The organism is Rhizobium sp. P32RR-XVIII (genome assembly GCF_012641395.1).
GTDB lineage: Bacteria > Pseudomonadota > Alphaproteobacteria > Rhizobiales > Rhizobiaceae > Rhizobium.
Genome location: NZ_JABAIH010000003.1, coordinates 471,847 through 489,238 on the forward strand (window position 1 = coordinate 471,847; position 17,392 = coordinate 489,238).

Annotated in this window: 18 protein-coding genes; 13 read left to right on the forward strand and 5 right to left on the reverse strand. The window is 61.0% G+C overall.

The window, feature by feature from the left end:
- Window positions 1-20: 20 nt before the first annotated feature.
- The 5 genes from HGP14_RS11860 to HGP14_RS11880 form a co-directional block, all read right to left on the reverse strand.
- A complete protein-coding gene (locus tag HGP14_RS11860; RefSeq protein WP_168830029.1) occupies window positions 21-875 on the reverse strand; it encodes a carbon-nitrogen hydrolase family protein in 855 nt (284 codons plus the stop codon).
- On the reverse strand, window positions 875-1,672 hold the full coding sequence (locus HGP14_RS11865; RefSeq protein WP_168830030.1) for a carbohydrate ABC transporter permease: 798 nt from the start codon (window positions 1,670-1,672) through the stop codon (window positions 875-877). The genes HGP14_RS11860 and HGP14_RS11865 overlap by 1 nt, the downstream gene beginning before the upstream one ends.
- Window positions 1,665-2,489, reverse strand: coding sequence for a carbohydrate ABC transporter permease (locus HGP14_RS11870; RefSeq protein WP_168830031.1), 825 nt, complete (start codon window positions 2,487-2,489; stop codon window positions 1,665-1,667). Before HGP14_RS11870 ends, HGP14_RS11865 begins: the two co-directional genes overlap by 8 nt.
- A 125-nt stretch (window positions 2,490-2,614) precedes the next feature.
- The gene (locus tag HGP14_RS11875; RefSeq protein WP_168830032.1) at window positions 2,615-4,078 is read right to left on the reverse strand and encodes an extracellular solute-binding protein; all 1,464 of its coding nucleotides are present in this window, start codon (window positions 4,076-4,078) and stop codon (window positions 2,615-2,617) included.
- A gap of 55 nt (window positions 4,079-4,133) precedes the next feature.
- A complete protein-coding gene (locus HGP14_RS11880) occupies window positions 4,134-5,330 on the reverse strand; it encodes an ROK family transcriptional regulator (RefSeq protein ID WP_168830033.1) in 1,197 nt (398 codons plus the stop codon).
- Between the two features lie 256 nt (window positions 5,331-5,586).
- Between HGP14_RS11880 and HGP14_RS11885 the strand changes: the two genes are divergently transcribed.
- The 13 genes from HGP14_RS11885 (at window position 5,587) to nuoF (ending at window position 17,369) form a co-directional block, all read left to right on the forward strand.
- On the forward strand, window positions 5,587-6,087 hold the full coding sequence (locus HGP14_RS11885) for an NADH-quinone oxidoreductase subunit J (protein ID WP_168830034.1): 501 nt from the start codon (window positions 5,587-5,589) through the stop codon (window positions 6,085-6,087).
- Complete coding sequence (gene nuoK, locus HGP14_RS11890; protein ID WP_168830035.1) at window positions 6,087-6,389, forward strand: NADH-quinone oxidoreductase subunit NuoK; 303 nt, start codon at window positions 6,087-6,089, stop codon at window positions 6,387-6,389. Before HGP14_RS11885 ends, nuoK begins: the two co-directional genes overlap by 1 nt.
- 4 nt (window positions 6,390-6,393) lie before the next feature.
- Complete coding sequence (locus HGP14_RS11895) at window positions 6,394-7,863, forward strand: monovalent cation/H+ antiporter subunit D family protein (protein WP_205927124.1); 1,470 nt, start codon at window positions 6,394-6,396, stop codon at window positions 7,861-7,863.
- Window positions 7,860-8,114, forward strand: a complete 255-nt coding sequence (locus HGP14_RS11900) for a hypothetical protein (protein WP_168830036.1) — start codon at window positions 7,860-7,862, stop codon at window positions 8,112-8,114. The genes HGP14_RS11895 and HGP14_RS11900 overlap by 4 nt, the downstream gene beginning before the upstream one ends.
- Window positions 8,107-9,864 (forward strand): Na(+)/H(+) antiporter subunit D, encoded by a 1,758-nt coding sequence (locus HGP14_RS11905; protein ID WP_168830037.1) that lies wholly within the window; start codon window positions 8,107-8,109, stop codon window positions 9,862-9,864. The genes HGP14_RS11900 and HGP14_RS11905 overlap by 8 nt, the downstream gene beginning before the upstream one ends.
- Before the next feature lie 8 nt (window positions 9,865-9,872).
- Window positions 9,873-11,348, forward strand: coding sequence for an NADH-quinone oxidoreductase subunit M (locus tag HGP14_RS11910; RefSeq protein WP_168830038.1), 1,476 nt, complete (start codon window positions 9,873-9,875; stop codon window positions 11,346-11,348).
- The gene (locus HGP14_RS11915; RefSeq protein WP_168830039.1) at window positions 11,345-12,784 is read left to right on the forward strand and encodes an NADH-quinone oxidoreductase subunit N; all 1,440 of its coding nucleotides are present in this window, start codon (window positions 11,345-11,347) and stop codon (window positions 12,782-12,784) included. The genes HGP14_RS11910 and HGP14_RS11915 overlap by 4 nt, the downstream gene beginning before the upstream one ends.
- A gap of 158 nt (window positions 12,785-12,942) precedes the next feature.
- Entirely contained in the window at window positions 12,943-13,308 is a 366-nt protein-coding gene (locus HGP14_RS11920; protein ID WP_168830040.1) for an NADH-quinone oxidoreductase subunit A, read from the forward strand.
- The gene (locus tag HGP14_RS11925; RefSeq protein WP_168830041.1) at window positions 13,296-13,799 is read left to right on the forward strand and encodes an NADH-quinone oxidoreductase subunit B family protein; all 504 of its coding nucleotides are present in this window, start codon (window positions 13,296-13,298) and stop codon (window positions 13,797-13,799) included. Before HGP14_RS11920 ends, HGP14_RS11925 begins: the two co-directional genes overlap by 13 nt.
- On the forward strand, window positions 13,796-14,332 hold the full coding sequence (locus tag HGP14_RS11930; RefSeq protein ID WP_168830042.1) for an NADH-quinone oxidoreductase subunit C: 537 nt from the start codon (window positions 13,796-13,798) through the stop codon (window positions 14,330-14,332). Before HGP14_RS11925 ends, HGP14_RS11930 begins: the two co-directional genes overlap by 4 nt.
- Before the next feature lie 22 nt (window positions 14,333-14,354).
- Window positions 14,355-15,569, forward strand: a complete 1,215-nt coding sequence (gene nuoD / locus HGP14_RS11935) for an NADH dehydrogenase (quinone) subunit D (protein WP_168830043.1) — start codon at window positions 14,355-14,357, stop codon at window positions 15,567-15,569.
- 17 nt (window positions 15,570-15,586) lie between these two features.
- A complete protein-coding gene (gene nuoE / locus HGP14_RS11940; RefSeq protein ID WP_168830044.1) occupies window positions 15,587-16,099 on the forward strand; it encodes an NADH-quinone oxidoreductase subunit NuoE in 513 nt (170 codons plus the stop codon).
- 4 nt (window positions 16,100-16,103) lie between these two features.
- Window positions 16,104-17,369, forward strand: a complete 1,266-nt coding sequence (nuoF, locus tag HGP14_RS11945; protein ID WP_168830045.1) for an NADH-quinone oxidoreductase subunit NuoF — start codon at window positions 16,104-16,106, stop codon at window positions 17,367-17,369.
- The last annotated feature ends 23 nt before the right edge of the window (window positions 17,370-17,392 follow it).

Genomic DNA, 17,392 nt, shown 5'->3' on the forward strand with positions numbered 1-17,392 from the left:
TGTCCCCGAGGCTCACCTGCTCACGGGTTCGCCCGCCGGGGCGCGTTGGCCGACTGTGCATCGATTGGTCGAAGCGACTGGTAGAGTTCGGGCCTGAGCGCCCGGAAGCTCGGCTCCTGCAGGCGCGCGGGAAGGATCTGGTCAAAATCCAGGCGGGCGATCACAGTCTCTTCGGTGCCATGTCCAGCCTTGCCAAGGAGTTCGCCCGTGGGCGCGCAGATCTGGGAACCACCGCAATAGTGAACGTCTGCCTCGATCCCTGCGCGATTCACCGCTGCCGTGAAGATCTGACTGTCCTGGGCCCTGGCCGGGGTGCGCAGATTCTGAAGATAGTCGTAACCAACCGGAACAGCTGAAGGATTGATCACCAGTTCGGCGCCGCGCATTGCCAGTTCGCTGAACAATTGCGGGATCGCTGCCTCGAAGCAGATTGCAATCCCGACCCGCGCACCGGCGATTTCAAACACCGGCAACTCGGCCCCGGCCCGAAACCACAGATGCTCACGCGGATAAAGATGCGATTTCCGGTAGACGCCGATCAGTTCGCCACTGGCGTCAATGACGGCGACCGACGAGTAATAGACACCGGCGACCTGTCCGTCTGCCTCCAGAACTCCGCAGGCAAGGGCGATCGAATGTTTACGCGCCATGTCGCGCAAGGCTCTGACGCTTCCGCCGCTGATGGGCTCCGCGGAGGCCAGCCAACCGGCAGTATCCGGCGCGTAACCAACATCCGCGCATTCCGGCATCACCGCAAAGTCGGCCTTGCCTGCGATGGCGGCGAGGCGGCGCTCCATGTGCTCCAGATTGGCGGCACGGTCGAGTGGCCGGGAATTCATCTGGAGGAGCGCAAGGTTCATTTTCGTTCGATTCATCAGGATTTAACCCCACCAAGTGTCAGGCCAGAAATGAACTGGCGTTGGAAAATGCAATAGAGCACGACGACCGGCACCATGCCGATGATCACGCCGGCAGTCAGAGGCCCCCAATCGGAGCCGGTCGAGCCGAGGAAGTTGTACATCGCGCCTTGCCAGGTCTGCATCGTCGCGGAAGACGTGAATGTGGCCGCAAACACGAACTCGTTCCACGAAAAGCGCACGGCGAAGATGACAGCCACCGCAATACCCGGCCAGATCAACGGCAGCACGATAAGCCGGAACGTCTTCCAGCGGCCCGCGCCATCCATCATGGCCGCCTCTTCCAGTTCGCTCGGAATGGTGTCGAAGAAGTTCTTGAGGATCCAGACGTTGAGAGGCAGGATCAGCGCCTGATAGGTCAGGACCAGACCCTGATAGCTGTTCAGCCAGCCGATTTTCTGCAGCATGAGATAGAGGGGGATGGTGTTGACGGTGACCGGGATCATGAAGACACCGAGAATGGCCCCCATCAGCAACCCCTTCCCGCGAAACTCGAACCGGGAAAGCGCATAGCCGGCAGTCGCCGAGATGAAAACGGAAAGGACGGTCGCACCTGCCGCGACGATGAGCGAATTCATCAGCGCACGAGCAAATTGCGGGTTCGACAGCAGTCTCACATAGTGAGCAGCAGTTGGGTGCGTGGGGATCTGCGGAAAGCCGGCAGGATTGATACTGGCCAGCACGACCATGACGAACGGGACAATTACAACCAGGCTGACAAGCGTCAGCAACCCATAACCGACGAGCTTACGCATGAGCGCTCCTTTGCGTGCGCAAATAGATGACCGCACCGATGATGTTCAGCAGGAAAAGCATTATTCCGACGCTTGAACCGACCGAGAAATTGCCGAACTCAAAGGCCTGCCGATACATGTAGAGAGACATGGTGGTGGTCGAATTGGCCGGCCCACCCTGGGTCATCGCCAGTGGCAAGGCGAACACGTTGACCGTCCACATGGTGATCAGGATGAGGTTCAGGGCGACGAAGGGCTTGAGCAGGGGCAAAGTAACCCGCACCAGAACCTGACGTGGGGTGGCGCCGTCCATCCGGGCAGCCTCGATGGTCTCCGGGTTGATCGTCGTCAGCGCCGCGCCCATCATCAGCACGGTAAATGGCGTGCCGAACCAGATGTTGGTGAGGCTGACGGACCAGATCGCCCAGGCTGAGTTCGAGAGCCATTGTATAGGCCCGATGCCAAAAATGCCGAGGAAGTTATTCAACGGTCCGTGCTGCTGATACATGAACAGCCAGATGTAGGCCACGACCAGTTCCGAGAGCACCCAAGGCAGCACGATGATGGCTCTGAACAGCTGCGCCGATGATGTGAGGCGCTGGAGTAGGAGGGCCAGCCCAAACCCGGCGGCAAACTGCCCCAGTACGCTCGACAAGGTGAAGATCAGCGTTGTTACAGCAGACTTGTGGAAGATCTTCGGAAAGACGTTGTCATTCAGCAGAGTCGCATAGTTTTGCGCTCCGACGAAACTCCAAGCCTTATGGAAAGTCGCAAAGCTGACGTTATGGATGGAGATCCAGATGTTCCAAATGATCGGAACGATGAACAGGATGGTCATCGAAAGAATGACCGGAGCAAGCAAAAGTGCGACGAAACGAGAATTGCTTGTCGAGCTGGGTCTCGGCATGATTGGCGCCTCCGAGAGCCGGGCGCCCGTGGGCAGCCCGGCTCTTTAGTTTCAGGTCAGTTGCTGGAGATGACCGTGCAAATGGCGCCGGAGCCATTGCTATCGGCTGCCTTTTGCATTGGAGTCACGGCATTGATCAGGCGGCCGCCTTTCTCGCAGGCGCCGTTATTGTCGTCGGCCACTTTAACCGAGGTGCCTTCCGGCCAACCGAGCGCCTCCAGCACCTGGTGCTGCGCATTCGCGGCAGCCTCGGCTGGATCAGCCCCGTTGAACATGACGTTCTGCACCGTTTCGCTGATCGTGGTGCCGACGCCGGACCAGCTCGGGAAGTTCGGGCGGCCATAGGCGCTGGGGGCGAGCTTCTTGAGTTCATCCCAGCGCTTGTCGCCACCCTTGTCCCAGTAGGCGCCGAAGTCTTTATCGAGATCCGTGGCAAAGGACTGGCGAACGGGCAGATAACCGAACTTCACTTCGGCGTCGCCCATGACCTTCACGTCCAGCATGGCTTTGAGGAACTGCCAGGCGACATCGGGATGCTCCGACGTCGCGGGGATTGCGAGTGTCCAGCCGCCGGCCATGGTGGCGGTCGGCTCGCCCTTCTTTTCGGTCGGAAACGCCGCAATCACCCCGACATTGCTCATGTCTGCGCCGGTATTGGCCAACGAGCCATAGACCCACGTCCCTTCAAGAGACGTCGCAAAGCTTCGCGACGCGAACTGCGGCCCAAACTGATGTTCGGTGAAAGGCGTGATGCCGGCGTCGACCTGCGCCTTGGTGAATTTCAGCGCGTCGATCCACGCCTGGCTGTCGAGGGAAGGAACCCAAGCCTCGCTGGCCCCAGCGTCCTTCGCGGCGTCCTCATCGACCAGTTGCCCGATATCTCCGTTGTGCATCCACACATAGGGCAGGGTCCAATCGGCAACCCAAGGCTTGCCGATCAGCAGGCAGCCTTGGATGCCTTTCTTGGAAAGGGCAGCATCGAGCTTCTTGCAGCTCTCCAGATACCCGTCCCATGTCGTCATGGACTGCGGGTCGACACCGGCCTCCTTGAGAAGGTCCTTCCAGTACCAGAGCACGCGAGCGTCGGTCCAAGCCCAGATCGCGTGCCATTTGCCCTCATAGAGCGTTCCATCACGATAGGCCGGAAGCCAGTCCTTCAGCCCGTCAAGGTCGCGGTCGATATAGGGGGTGAGATCCTTGGTGAAGCCGGCTGCGGCAAACTCGCCGACTTCAGGCTGGTCGAGCGAAACGATGTCAAGCGGCGTCCCGCCCGCTGCGGCGGCACGAAGCCGTGTAAGCCTGTCGCCAAAGGGCAGGATTTGAGCGTTTACCTTCAAATCGACCTGGGGATTGGCCTTCTTAAATGCGGCCTCGGCCAACGGCAGAATGTGTTCCCAGCGATCGGCCGGAGAAACCAGCACGAGGTTGAGCGATACTTGCTCTGCCGCAGCCGGCGTACCGATCGCAATTCCTGCAGCCACCAGAGCAACTGCCGTAAGTCCAAGTGAATTCTTTGTCATCATGACGTTCCCTTTCTTTGTCAGCCAATCGAACGACTGGTTTTTTTGGACCTTTTTATCCGCCCTGCCAGAATGCCGGCTGTTTGAGCGGCAACGCCGCGGTCTCACTGGCCACCTTCAAGGACAAGGAGCCGAGAGACAGCGCTGCAAGTACCGGCAGAGCGGCTGCGCCGAGCGCAGCAGCCTTTCCGTCGCTGAACGAAGCGTCGATCGCCGGAGGGGGTAGGGCGCCCGCTGGCCTGGCGTTCGAGATCTTTTCCGCCAGACGTGTTGCGAGCCAGCTGAAGACAGAGTCTGGAAACTCGCCGCCGAGCACGATCCGCTCGGGATCAAGAAGATTTTCCACGGCATGGATCGGGGCGAGCAGCGCGTCGCAGGCATTCTCCAGCCAAGTGATCAGATCTGCATCCTCGGCATTGAGCCGCAGCGCCACTTCATCCTTGGTGATACCTGGAAACGCACGCCTCAGGGCGGCGAATGAAACGATATGGTTTACTTCCGGACCACCCATATTGCCGACAAGAAGGCGGCCAAACTCACCGGCGTTGGCGGTCGCGCCGCGCATCGCTGCGCCATTGGAAATGATGCCGCCGCCCAGATTGGTGCCGAAGTAGATGTAGAAAAAATCCTGACAACCTCGAGCGCCGCCATGACGCAATTCTCCGATGGCCGCCGCCGTGGCATCGTTTTCGATGAATACCGGCAGCCCAGTGTGGCCGCGAAGAATATCGCTCACCGGGACGTCGTCCCAGCCTGGGTAGTTGGGCACCGACCGGACGCGGCCTTCAACGAGCGAGAGCGGGCCGGGCAGCGCCAAGCCGACGCCCGCAACAGGCGAGCCGGCCTCAGTCTGCAACTTTCGTACGGTAGCGGCGATCTCAAGAAGGGCTGCCTCGGGCGTAGCCTCATGCAATTGCGAGGCTTCCCGGCGCAGCGTCCGGCCCGACAGGTCGGTTAGCAGAGCGCTATAGTATCCGCGTTCAAGATGCACGCCGATCGAACAAAGCGCGCTTTCGTTCACCGTGAATTGCTTGGGTGGCTGCCCGCGCCGCGACTTGATGCGCCCAGGCGACCTTATGAAACCATCGGCATCGAGTTCCCCGGTGAGATTGCTGATCGTTTGAACCGTCAGCCCGGTATACGGGGCAATTTCGGCGATCGTCATTGGGCCGTGAACGCGAATAACTTCGAAGACCGCCCGGAGATTATGGGCGTAAGTGTCTTTCTGGCTCAGTCCGGTCACATAGGTCATGTCATTTATTAATCACAATGGATTTAATTAATCAAGGGCCCAATTTCCGATCCTGACCCGGCGCCGGCCGGGGCCCCGCCACGCAGCTCGCGAAAGTTCGAACTGCGAGCGGTCTCGGCACGCCCGTACCGCTCCGGTTTGGCTCCGTCGACGACTTGTGAAAAATCCGATACTAGGGCACAATTTGTGAGTGCGGCGGCATTTCGATCCGATCGTCTCGCGCCGCGTGACAGTCCGCGTCGGAGGCTCGGCGTCGATGGATCAGGGGTTCTTTCTTCTGTTCGCCACGGTGTCCGTGATCACGGCCCTGCTGCTGGTCCTGGCGCGCAATCCGGTTCACAGCGCGTTGGGTCTGATGGCGTGTTTCTTGCAAATCTCGGCAATCTTCGTCTTGCTCGGAGCGCCGTTGCTCGCGGTGATCCAGATCTTCGTCTATGTCGGCGCGATCATGGTCCTGTTCCTGTTCGTGATCATGATGATCGACGTGCGCGAAGCGGTGTTGCAGCGGTTCTTACCGGGCGGCAACCTGCCGGCTCTGGTGCTGGTGGTGCTGCTTGGGATCGAGATGCTTGTGCTGGTGCTCTGGAGCAACCGCTTTTCGGTTGCGGAGCCCGTCACTAAGCGTGGTGGCGATCAGCTCAGAGAGCTCAGCACCACGCTTTTCGCCGACTACCTGCTGCCATTTGAAGCCGCCTCGGTCATCCTGCTGGCTGCGTTGGTCGGCGCCATCGTCCTGGCACGGAAGGAGTCGAACTGATGGTTCCGCTCTCGTGGTATATTTTGCTCGGAGTGGTCCTGTTCGTGATCGGGGCGGCGGGCGTGCTGCTCAGGCGCAATATCCTGGTTGTGCTGATGTCGCTGGAGCTTCTGCTCAACTCGGTCAACATCAACTTCATCGCTTTCGGGCACTATTACGACGATTTTCGCGGCCAGATCTTCGCGATCTTCGTCATCGCAATCACCGCGGCGGAAGTTGCCGTCGCCCTTGGTATCCTGGTCGCTCTTGTGAGGAACAAGTCCACCCTCAAGGTCGACGACGTGACGATGATGAAAGGATAGCGGCTTGGACCCGGACCCGGTGATATCGATCCGGCCGCTGCTTGCCGTCGCCGTAGCAGGTCTGGCGGCCATTGCGATTCTCCTTCTGAACAATCGCGACAGAGTCCGCGATCTCGTCTCGCCATTGGCCGCGGTTGTTTTGTTCGCAATTGTCGTTTCGATGGCGCCCACCGTGCTGGCGGGGGGAACGATCGAACTGCGCTTGTTCGAGATTCTGCCGGGGATTGCCTTCGCTTTCCGGGTCGATGCGCTCGGCATGGTGTTTGCCACCGTCTCGTCGCTCTTGTGGATCGTGGCGGCGATTTATTCCATCGGCTACATGCGGCATTTGCACGAGCATGCGCAGACCCGGTTCTTCGCCTGCTTCGCTGCCAGTCTCGCGGCAGCCGTGGGGGGCGCCTTCGCCGCCAATCTCTTCACGCTGGTGATCTTCTACGAGATGCTCAGCCTCGTGACCTATCCGCTCGTCTATCACCACGAGGATGAAGAGGCATGGAGGGGCAGCCGCAAATACCTTGTCTATCTGATGGGGGCCTCCAAAAGCGCGCTTCTCGCCGCGCTGGCACTGACTTACCAGATCTCGGGGTCGCTCGACTTCAGGGCAGGGGGACTGTTGGCGGGCGTCGATGCCTCAGCGCCGCTGCTGACGGTCGTCTATTTCTGCTATCTCTTCGGCTTCGCCAAGGCCGCGGTGATGCCGATGCACGCCTGGCTGCCTGCCGCGATGGTGGCCCCAACACCGGTCAGCGCGCTCCTGCATGCGGTGGCCGTGGTCAAGATGGGTGTGTTCTGCGTGCTGCGGGTGGTGTTCCATGTCTTCGGCACGGGGCTGATGGGCAGTCTGCATCTTGGTATCGCCACGGCCTACCTGGCCTCGTTCACGATCCTGATGGCGTCCGTCTACGCCCTGACGCGGGACGACCTGAAGGCGAGGCTCGCCTATTCGACGGTCAGCCAGCTCTCGTATATCGTGCTGGGCGCGGTTTTGCTCTCGCCGGCCGCGATGGTCGGCGGGATCATCCACATCGCGGCTCATGCCTTCTCAAAAATCACCCTGTTTTTCTGCGCCGGGTCGATCTATTGCGCATCCGGCAAGCGGAACATCAGCGATATGGCCGGCATCGGCCGCAGGCTGCCCTGGACGATGGGGGCGTTCTTCGTCGGCTCGCTCAGCATGATCGGGGTGCCGCCGACGGCGGGCTTCGTCAGCAAGTGGTATCTGACGTTGGGCTCGATGCAGGCAGGGGACGTCGCGTTCCTGATCGTGCTCCTGGTGAGTTCGGTTCTCAACGCTGCCTATTTCCTGCCGGTAAGCTATCTCGCCTTTTTCAGGGCGGAGGCTGAGGAGAGCCCGGCGACGATCCGTGAAATTCCCATGATGACGATCCCGCTCGTCGCGACCGCCATCCTGTCGGTGTCGATGGGTATTTTCCCAAACTATTTCCTGGCCCTCGCGGAAGGAGTTATCAGATGATCAAGCGCGTGGTCGATTTCTTCGGCGATGAAGAATATGCCAGCCAGCGGCGCCGGCTGTTCTATCTGGTGCTCGTTCTGATCGTCATCGCCGACTTTCTGGTCCCCCGCGAACACGCCGAATATCTGTGGGATCGCCTGCCGGGCTGGTCGGCGGTCTATGGCTTCGTATCCTGCGTTCTGCTGATCTTTGTTTCCAAATTCCTCGGCCATCAGGGCGGGCTCATGCGGCGCGAGGATTATTATGATTGACTTCGCCCATCCGGCCCTGCTGTTCATTCTTGGCGCCTTGCCGATCCCTTTCCTGAGCGGAACGATCCGCAAGGTCTATCTGCTGCTGATCCCGGCGCTGGCGCTGCTGGCGGTGGTTATGATGCAGCCGGGCAGCTACGGAGCGGCGCAGTTCCTCGGGCAGGAAATCCTGATCGCCAAGGTCGACAAACTGAGCATCGTCTTCGCCACCGTTTTCACCATCATGGCGCTGATCGGAACGGTCTACGCGTTGCACTTGCCTCGTCCCGGCCAGCATGTCGCTGCCTTCGTCTACGTCGGCGGCGCGCTCGGCGTGGTCTTCGCCGGCGACTACCTGACCCTGTACATGTTCTGGGAAACCATGGCGTTTGCTTCTGCCTATCTGGTTTTCGCCCAAGGCGGCCGGCAAGCGATCAGTGCTGGGTTCCGATATCTCATGGTGCATGTCACGGGCGGTGTCGTCTTGCTCGGCGGAATCATTCTCCATGGGCTTTCGACAGGCTCGCTGCTCTTCGGCCCGATCGGGGCGATGGGCGCCGGCACTTACCTGATCCTTGCGGGGTTCCTGCTCAACGCCGCGGTGCCGCCGCTCAACGCGTGGCTGACCGACGCTTATCCCGAAGCGACCGTCACCGGGGCGGTATTCATGAGCGCCTTCACCACCAAGACCGCCGTCTATGTGCTGGCGCGTGCGTTTCCGGGAACCGAGCTTCTTGTCTGGCTCGGCACCGTCATGGCGCTCTACGGCGTCGTCTATGCGGTGCTGGAGAACGACTGCCGGCGGCTGCTCGCCTATCACATCGTCAGCCAGGTGGGTTACATGGTGGCGGGCATTGGTATCGGGACCGAGATGGCTGTCAACGGGGCCACAAGCCATGCCTTCGCGCATATTCTGTACAAGTCGCTCCTGTTCATGGGAGCCGGGGCAGTGATCTACGTCACCGGGCGGCGCAAGCTCACCGAGCTTGGCGGGCTCTACAAGACCATGCCGGTGACAGTGGCGCTCTATATGGTCGGCGCCTTCGCGATCTCGGCATTTCCATTCTTCTCGGGCTTCGTTACCAAGTCGATGGTGATTGCCGCTGCCGGAGCAGATCATCGAGCGTTGGTGGTGCTGGCGTTGACAATGGCGTCGTCGGGAACGTTCCTGCACACCGGGCTCAAGCTTCCCTATTACATGTTTTTCGGCACGGATCGGAAATTGGAGGCGCGGGAGCCGCCGCGCAACATGCTGGTTGCGATGGCCATGGCGGCGGTGCTCTGCATCGCCATCGGGGTATTTCCCCAGCCGCTCTATGCGCTTCTGCCCTATCCGGTCGACTTCGAACCCTATACGGGCGTCCATATTACCGAGAGCCTTGGCGTGCTGATGTTTACCGCCCTGGGCTTCGTGCTGTTCCTCCGGGCGCTTGATCCAGAGAATACGATCAGCCTCGACACCGACTGGTTCTATCGCAAGGGCGCGCGGGCCTTCATGTGGCTCGCCGAAAGACCGCTGGCGCGCTACGAGCAGGCGGTGAGCAATGTCTCGGAGACAGCGGCGCTGCCGCTCCTCCATGGGGCGGCACGCGCTGGGCTGCGGATCGATCTCGCCGGGGTGGACGCCGTGGTGAACGGCGTTGCGCGCTCGATCCTGCGCGGCGGCGGCGCGCTGCGGCGACTCCAGACCGGCGTCGTGACCCACTACGTATTGGCGATGATCGTCGGGGTAATCGCGGCCACCGCCGTTTTCGCCGTGGCGTGGCGGTAGGGGGTGCAATGGGCTTCCCGCTCCTCAGCCTCATCGTATTCACGCCCGCCGCCGGGGCAGCGGTTCTGATGCTGCTCCGCCGCGACGATGCGGTGCGGTGGACGGCGTTGGGTGTCACCATCCTCGACCTCGCTCTCTGCCTCGCCATGCTGGCTGGCTTTGACACCACGACGCACGCGATGCAGTTCATCGAGAGACGGCCGTGGGTGCCCGCGCTCGGGATCAGCTATGCGCTCGGCGTTGACGGAATCAGCGCACTTTTTGTGTTCCTGACAGCGCTGCTGGGTTCGATCTGCGTACTCGCCTCATGGGTCGCGATCGACCGCAAGGTGAAGGAGTTCATGGTCAGTCTGCTCGTCATGCAGGCGCTGATGCTCGGCGTTTTCTGCGCGCTCGACCTGTTCCTGTTTTATGTCTTCTGGGAGGCGATGCTGATCCCGATGTACTTGATCATCGGCGTCTGGGGCGGCGACGGCCGGGTCTATGCGGCTTTCAAGTTCTTCCTCTACACGCTGGCGGGCAGCGTCCTGTTCCTTGTCGGCGTCATCGTGCTCTATTTCAACGGCGGCAAGACCTTCGACATTCTCGCCCTGACGGCGCAGGATTTGCCGTTCCCGGTGCAGTCGTGGCTCTTCTTCTCCTTCCTGGTCGCCTTTGCGGTCAAGGTGCCGATGGTCCCGGTCCACACCTGGCTGCCGGACGCCCATGTCCAGGCGCCGACGGCGGGTAGCATCATCCTCGCCGGAGTTCTCCTCAAGATGGGTGCCTACGGGTTCCTGCGGTTCTCGTTGCCGATGCTGCCGGAGGCGTCGGTGTATTATTCGACGCTGATGCTGGCGCTTTCGGCGCTTGCGATCGTCTATGGCGGGTTGCTTGCGCTTGCGCAGGACGACCTGAAGAAGCTGGTGGCCTATTCCAGCATCAGCCACATGGGTTTCGTGACGTTGGGGATTTTTGCGCTGAACCTCCGCGGGCTCGAAGGCGGCATCCTGCAGATGTTCAATCACGGCGTAACGACGGGTGCGTTGTTCCTGTTCGTCGGCCTGATCTACGAGCGGACGCATACGCGCAGCATGGCGGAATACGGCGGGCTGATGAAGGCAGCACCCGTCTATACCGCGTTTCTCGCGCTGTTTACCCTGTCATCGATGGCGCTGCCGGGAACGAATTCGTTCGTGGGCGAGCTGCTCGTGCTCTCAGGCGGGTTTGCGGCCAACCTGGCCGTCGGCGCGGCCGCCGTTTTGGGCGCGTTGCTCAGCGCGGCCTATCTGCTTGGCATGTATGGGAACGTTGCGCTTGGTCCGGCGAGCGTCAGCACCCGGTTCAAGATACACGACGTGAACATACGCGAAATGGTCGCGATCCTGCCGCTGGCCATCTTCGTGCTTTGGGTCGGGCTTTATCCGAACCCCTTTCTCAATATCATCGACGCCTCGGCGAAGCATCTGCTGATGCAGGTGCATGGCGAGGAGAGCGGCCAATGACCGCTGCCGCGCTCTTCCAGTCGGTCCTTGCGAGCCTGCCCGAGATCGTGGTGGTCACGGGGGCCTGCATCCTGCTGATCCTGGGCCAGCTTGTGCGGAAGGGGCAGGAAGATATCCTCCTCTGGGCGTCCGTCGCAGTCGTGCTGATCGCCGCCTTGGCGACATTCATGCTGGCGGGCGAGGTGCGGCCAGCCTACACGGGCATGTTCGTCATCGACCGTTTTGCGGTCTTCTTCAAGTTCGTGTTCTACATCGCCACCGTCCTGACATTCCTCCTTTCCCGAAAATATGCCGACATCGAAGGGATCGGCAGCAGCGAATACTATGTCCTGCTGCTCTTTGCACTTTCGGGAATGATGATCATGGCCTCGGCGACCGATCTCATGTCGATCTATGTGGGACTCGAGCTGTTGGTGCTCTGCACCTATGTGCTGACCGGCTTCCTGCGGAAAGAACGGCGCTCGAATGAAGCGGCGCTGAAATACGTCATCCTCGGGGCGGTCTCGACTGCAATTTTCCTTTACGGCGTTTCGCTGGTCTACGGGCTCACCGGCACGACGCAACTGGACGGAATGGCTGCGGCGGTGACCGGCGATCCGCGCGATCCCGGATTATTGCTGGCGGTGGTCTTCATCGTCGCCGGACTGGTCTTCAAGGTCGGCGCGGTGCCGTTCCACATGTGGGTGCCAGACGTCTATGAGGGCGCGCCGACGACGATTACCGCTTTCATGTCGGTAGGCCCCAAGGCGGCGGGGTTCGCAGTGATCCTGCGGGTGTTCCTCAACCCGCTGGTCGTGGCCTCGGACGTTTGGATCATCGTCGCTGTCATTGCGGTGGTGACGATGGCGCTCGGCAGTTTCGTGGCGCTGGTGCAGGACAACTTCAAGCGCCTTCTGGCCTATTCCAGCATTGCTCATGCCGGGTTCGCTCTTTTCGGCGTGGTAGCCGGCAGTGCGGACGGGATTGCCAGCGTGATGCTTTACCTGCTGATCTACGCCTTCATGAATCTCGGCATTTTCGCTGCGGTCATCATGATGCGGAGCGGCAATTTCTCGGGCGAAATTATTGAAGACTATGCAGGGTTTGCCAAGTCGCATCCCGGGCTGGCGCTTCTGATGCTGCTCTATCTGTTCTCGTTGGCGGGTATTCCGCCGACGGCGGGGTTCTTCGCCAAGTTCTACGTGTTGGTGGCACTCGTCGAGCGAGGTTTCGTCCTGCTGGCGGTGATCGCAGTGTTGCTGAGCGTCGCGGCGGCATACTTCTACATCCGCATCGTCATGGTGATCTACATGCGCGAGCCGAAGAGGGCGTTCGAGCCGGCGCTGACACCCCTGGTCCGCGTCACGCTCGCCTTCACGGCCGCCGGCACCATCGGCATCGGCCTGTTTCCGTCGTGGTTTCTGAAGCTTGCTCAATATTCTGTGCTTGGTGGCTGATCTATTGGGTTTGCAATGATCTGCCCGACGGAATACACTGATAGTGCAAGAAAAGGATTGCAGAAGTCGCTTTCCGGGGCGACCGCAATACCGGCCCCGAGCGGGGTCGATCGCAGCCCGAGCAAAGCCCCCCGGTGGGTGAGCGAGGCGTTGGAATTATGACCGCAATGGAATTCCTACCGGTTCTTTTCATGGTCGCCGGAATTCTTCTGGTGACGGGGGTGACGCTGTTTGTCTCCTCGTTGCTGCGCCCCTCCAATCCCTATCCCGCAAAGAACATGCCCTATGAATGCGGCATGGACCCTGCAGGCGAAGCCGCCGGCGGCCGCTTCAGGGTGCAGTTCTTCATGCTGGCGATCCTGTTGGTGGTCTTCGATGTCGAGGCGATGTTCCTCTTTCCCTGGGCTGTCGTCCTGAGAGAGATCGGGCTGGTCGGTTACGTCGAGATGTTCGTCTTCATGTTGCTGCTTATCGTGGGCTTCGCCTACGCCTGGCTGAAGGGAGCGCTGGAATGGGAGGCGTAAACAATGCGATCCGCGACAGCGTGCTGTTCACGACGGCCGACAGCATTATCAGCTGGAGCCGAAGGTCGGCGCTGTGGCCCGAGACCTTTGGCATTGCCTGCTGCGCCATCGAGATGATCTCGGCCGGTTGCGCGCGCTACGATCTCGACCGGTTCGGCGTGGTGTTCCGGCCTTCGCCGCGCCAGTCCGACGTGATGATCATCGCCGGCACCGTGACCCGGAAATTCGCCCCCGTCGTGCGGCGGCTTTATGACCAGATGCCGGAGCCGCGCTGGGTGATCGCAATGGGCACCTGCGCGATCTCTGGCGGGGTCTACAACACCTACGCCGTGGTGCAGGGGTCGGAGACCTTCGTGCCGGTGGACGTGCATGTGCCCGGCTGCCCGCCTCGACCCGAGGCGCTGATGCACGGCTTCCTGCTGCTTCAGGAGAAAATCAAGAAATCCCGAGCGTTAGCCGGAACTCCTCTGGATCGGATTGCAGCGTCATGAGCATGGAGCCGTCTCTCAATCGCACCCTGATCATGGAGCGTTTCGAGGGAACAATCGAGGACCTGGGAACCGGCCACGGTGTTCATGCCTTTGCGGTGCCACCTGAGACAATCGTCGAGTTCTGCCGGTTTCTGAAGGAACACCCCGCGCTGCGGTTCAACTTTCTGTCGGACATCTGCGGCGTCGATCATTACCCCGAGCTACCGCGCTATGAGGCCGTGTACCACCTCTATTCGCTGCCGAACAAATGGCGCATTCGCATCAAGTGCCGCCTTGGCGATCCGCCACGCGTCCCGTCGGTGACAGGGGTCTGGCGGACCGCCAATTGGCATGAGCGTGAAGCTTGGGACATGTACGGGATAAGGTTCGAGGGCCATCCCGATTTGCGCCGGATCTATATGTGGGAGGGCTTCGAGGGCTTTCCCCAACGTAAGGACTTCCCCTTAAGGGGCTACAAGGACAAACTGAATCCCTTCGGTGCCGAAGGCCCGCCGCCGACGCAGCCGGACCTCGCCACCAGGGACATTCCGTAAGGAGGCATGCCCGGGAGTTGAGATGACCGAAGTCACCGAGCTCAGCAGACCGGAAAGCGAAGCGCTCAACACCAAGGAAGTGCTTCTCAATCTCGGCCCGCAGCACCCCAGCACCCATGGGGTTCTCCGGCTCGTTCTCGAATTGGACGGGGAGTACGTCGAGCGCGTTGACCCGCATATCGGCTACCTTCACCGCGGCACCGAAAAACTGGCCGAGAGCTTCACTTACACGCAGATCTTTCCGCTGACGGACCGGCTCGACTACGTTTGCCCGCCTTCGAACAACCTGGCCTTTGCACTGGCGGTGGAGAAACTTCTTGGCATAGAAGCACCGATCCGGGCGCAGTACATCCGCGTGATGATGGCCGAGCTTGCGCGGATCTCCGGCCATCTCCTGATCACCGGCGCGCTGCCGATGGATCTGGGTGCCATGACTGCGCTGCTTTACGCCATGCGCGAGCGTGAAATGATCATGGACCTCTTGGAAATGATCACCGGCGCGCGCATGCACACGTCCTTCTGTCGGGTCGGCGGTGTGCGCGAGGACCTGCCCCAGGAGTTCTTCCCCAAGATCCGGGAGTTCTGCGACATCTTCCCGAACCGGATCCGCGATTACGAGCGATTGATCGAAAACAACCGGGTGTTTCTCAGCCGAACGAAAGGGATCGGTGTGATCTCTCCCGAGGACGCTATCGATCTCGGCCTCAGCGGCCCGAACCTGCGCGCTTCGGGCGTCGACTGGGACATCCGGCGCGACGAACCCTACGAGATTTACGACCGGCTGGATTTCAACGTCATCACCCGCACGGAGGGTGATTGTTATGCGCGCTGGCGGTGCCGGGTCGACGAGATGCGCGAAAGTATGCGGCTCATAGAGCAATGCATCGACCAGATGCCCGAAGGGCCGTTCCAGATCGACATGCCGACGATCGCGTTTCCGGTGGACAAGGAACGCGTGCATTGCTCGATGGAGGCGCTGATCCAGCATTTCGACCTGTCGGCCTATGGCTTCGACGTGCCCAAGGGCGAGGTCTATTCAGCCATCGAGGCCCCGAAGGGCGAGTTGGGGTTCTACATCATCAGCGATGGATCGCCGAAACCGTTCCGCATGAAGGTGCGAGCCCCGTCCTTCGTCAATCTTCAGGCGCTCTATGGGGTGACCAACGCACGCTACCTGGCCGACATGATCGCCGTGCTGGGCAGCCTCGATCCGGTGATGGCGGAGGTGGACAAGTAGCAGGGGATTTGGACGCGATGAGTATGCGCGAAAAGATCGAAGCGGCGGCGGCGCGGTATCCTAACCAGCGCTCGGCGATCATGCCCGCGCTTCTGATCGCGCAGAAGGAACATGGTTATCTGCCGGGCCCGGTGTTGGAGGAGGTCGCCGACATTCTCGGCGTCGAGCGGATCTGGGTTTACGAGCTGGCGACCTTTTACACGCTCTTCCATACCGAACCCGTGGGCCTGTTCCACCTGCAGCTCTGTGACAACGTTTCCTGCATGCTGTGCGGATCTGATGAGCTGTTGAAGCATCTGGAAGCGATGCTGGCGATCAGCAAGGACGAGACCACCCCGGATGGGCTGTTCACGCTTTCGACCGTCGAATGCCTCGGCGCCTGCGAGATGGCTCCGGTAATGCAAGTCGGCGACGACTATCACGGCAATCTGGATGTCGCGCAGGTAGATGCACTGCTGGACAGCCTTCGGGCTAGAGCACCGCAAGCAGCGGGCGTTGAGCACGCCTCCGCGCAACGGCCGGGAGAGTAGCGCCATGTTCGAGCCGGTTCTCCTCAAGAATATCGACATGCCGGATGGTCATTTGCTGTCGGCCTATGAGGCTGGCGGCGGCTATCAGGCGTTGGCGAAGGCGTTGCGCGAGCACACGCCTGATGAGCTCATAAACCTCGTCAAAGAGTCCAATCTGCGCGGTCGCGGCGGTGCCGGTTTTCCGACCGGCATGAAATGGAGCTTCGTCCCGAAGCAGACCGGCAAGCCGAAATATCTGTGCTGCAACGCCGACGAAGGCGAGCCGGGCACCTTCAAGGACCGGATCATCATGGAGCGCGACCCGCACCAGCTCATCGAGGGGTTGGCGATAAGCGCCTACGCGATCGGCGCCAAGACGGCGTATGTTTACATCCGCGGTGAGTATGTGACGGCGATCCGCCGCCTGGAGCAGGCGATCGCCGAGGCTCACGAACGGGGTTACCTCGGAGGGAATATCCTCGGCTCTGATTTCGAATTTGACGTGCATATCCATTGCGGCGCCGGCGCCTATATCTGCGGCGAGGAGACCGCGATGCTCGACTCGCTTGAAGGCAAGCGAGCGCAGCCCCGCCTGAAACCGCCGTTTCCGGCGGTCGAAGGGCTCTACGCCAGCCCTACGGTGATCAACAATGTCGAGACGCTCGCTTGCGTGCCGCATATCGTGATGCGGGGGGCAAAGTGGTTTCGGGACATCGGCCCGGACAGGAGCCCCGGGCCGAAGCTCTACTGCCTCAGCGGACAGGTGCGCAAACCCGGCCTCTACGAGTTGCCGATGGGCATACCGCTGCGGGAACTGGTAGAGGACCACGCCGGTGGTGCCTTGCCCGGACGGAAGATCAAGGCGGTCATTCCGGGCGGGGTCTCGGCACCGGTCATCCCGGAGAGCGGACTCGAGGTGGGGATGGATTTCGACTCGCTGGCTGCCGCCGGCTCGATGCTCGGCTCGGCTGGTGTGATCGTGATCGACGACTCGACCTGCATGGTCCAGGTTGCGACGCGGATCGTCGAGTTCTTCCACCACGAGTCCTGCGGCAAATGCACGCCATGCCGCGAAGGGCTGGACTGGGCCGTCAAAGTGCTGCGCCGGGTCGAGGCGGGGCAGGGGGAGCCGGGTGATCTGGAGCAGCTGGATGCGCTCTGCAAGGGCATTTTCGGCAATACGTTCTGCGCTTTGGGCGACGGCGCGGCTATGGGGCTGCGCGCCGCACTTAAGCATTTCCATGATGAATTCGTCGCCCATATCGAGGAGCGGAGGTGCCCGTTTCACTGAGGTGTGCGGGAGAAGACCGCGAG

Excerpts from the sequence above, each read along its gene's own strand:
- HGP14_RS11860 (WP_168830029.1), bottom strand. The coding sequence starts at position 875 with ATGAATCGAACGAAAATGAACCTTGCGCTCCTCCAGATGAATTCCCGG.
- HGP14_RS11865 (WP_168830030.1), bottom strand. The coding sequence starts at position 1,672 with ATGCGTAAGCTCGTCGGTTATGGGTTGCTGACGCTTGTCAGCCTGGTT.
- HGP14_RS11870 (WP_168830031.1), bottom strand. The coding sequence starts at position 2,489 with ATGACCATCCTGTTCATCGTTCCGATCATTTGGAACATCTGGATCTCC.
- HGP14_RS11875 (WP_168830032.1), bottom strand. The coding sequence starts at position 4,078 with ATGACAAAGAATTCACTTGGACTTACGGCAGTTGCTCTGGTGGCTGCA.
- HGP14_RS11880 (WP_168830033.1), bottom strand. The coding sequence starts at position 5,330 with ATGACCTATGTGACCGGACTGAGCCAGAAAGACACTTACGCCCATAAT.
- HGP14_RS11885 (WP_168830034.1), top strand. The coding sequence starts at position 5,587 with ATGGATCAGGGGTTCTTTCTTCTGTTCGCCACGGTGTCCGTGATCACG.
- nuoK (WP_168830035.1), top strand. The coding sequence starts at position 6,087 with ATGGTTCCGCTCTCGTGGTATATTTTGCTCGGAGTGGTCCTGTTCGTG.
- HGP14_RS11900 (WP_168830036.1), top strand. The coding sequence starts at position 7,860 with ATGATCAAGCGCGTGGTCGATTTCTTCGGCGATGAAGAATATGCCAGC.
- HGP14_RS11905 (WP_168830037.1), top strand. The coding sequence starts at position 8,107 with ATGATTGACTTCGCCCATCCGGCCCTGCTGTTCATTCTTGGCGCCTTG.
- HGP14_RS11910 (WP_168830038.1), top strand. The coding sequence starts at position 9,873 with ATGGGCTTCCCGCTCCTCAGCCTCATCGTATTCACGCCCGCCGCCGGG.
- HGP14_RS11915 (WP_168830039.1), top strand. The coding sequence starts at position 11,345 with ATGACCGCTGCCGCGCTCTTCCAGTCGGTCCTTGCGAGCCTGCCCGAG.
- HGP14_RS11920 (WP_168830040.1), top strand. The coding sequence starts at position 12,943 with ATGACCGCAATGGAATTCCTACCGGTTCTTTTCATGGTCGCCGGAATT.
- HGP14_RS11925 (WP_168830041.1), top strand. The coding sequence starts at position 13,296 with ATGGGAGGCGTAAACAATGCGATCCGCGACAGCGTGCTGTTCACGACG.
- HGP14_RS11930 (WP_168830042.1), top strand. The coding sequence starts at position 13,796 with ATGAGCATGGAGCCGTCTCTCAATCGCACCCTGATCATGGAGCGTTTC.
- nuoD (WP_168830043.1), top strand. The coding sequence starts at position 14,355 with ATGACCGAAGTCACCGAGCTCAGCAGACCGGAAAGCGAAGCGCTCAAC.
- nuoE (WP_168830044.1), top strand. The coding sequence starts at position 15,587 with ATGAGTATGCGCGAAAAGATCGAAGCGGCGGCGGCGCGGTATCCTAAC.
- nuoF (WP_168830045.1), top strand. The coding sequence starts at position 16,104 with ATGTTCGAGCCGGTTCTCCTCAAGAATATCGACATGCCGGATGGTCAT.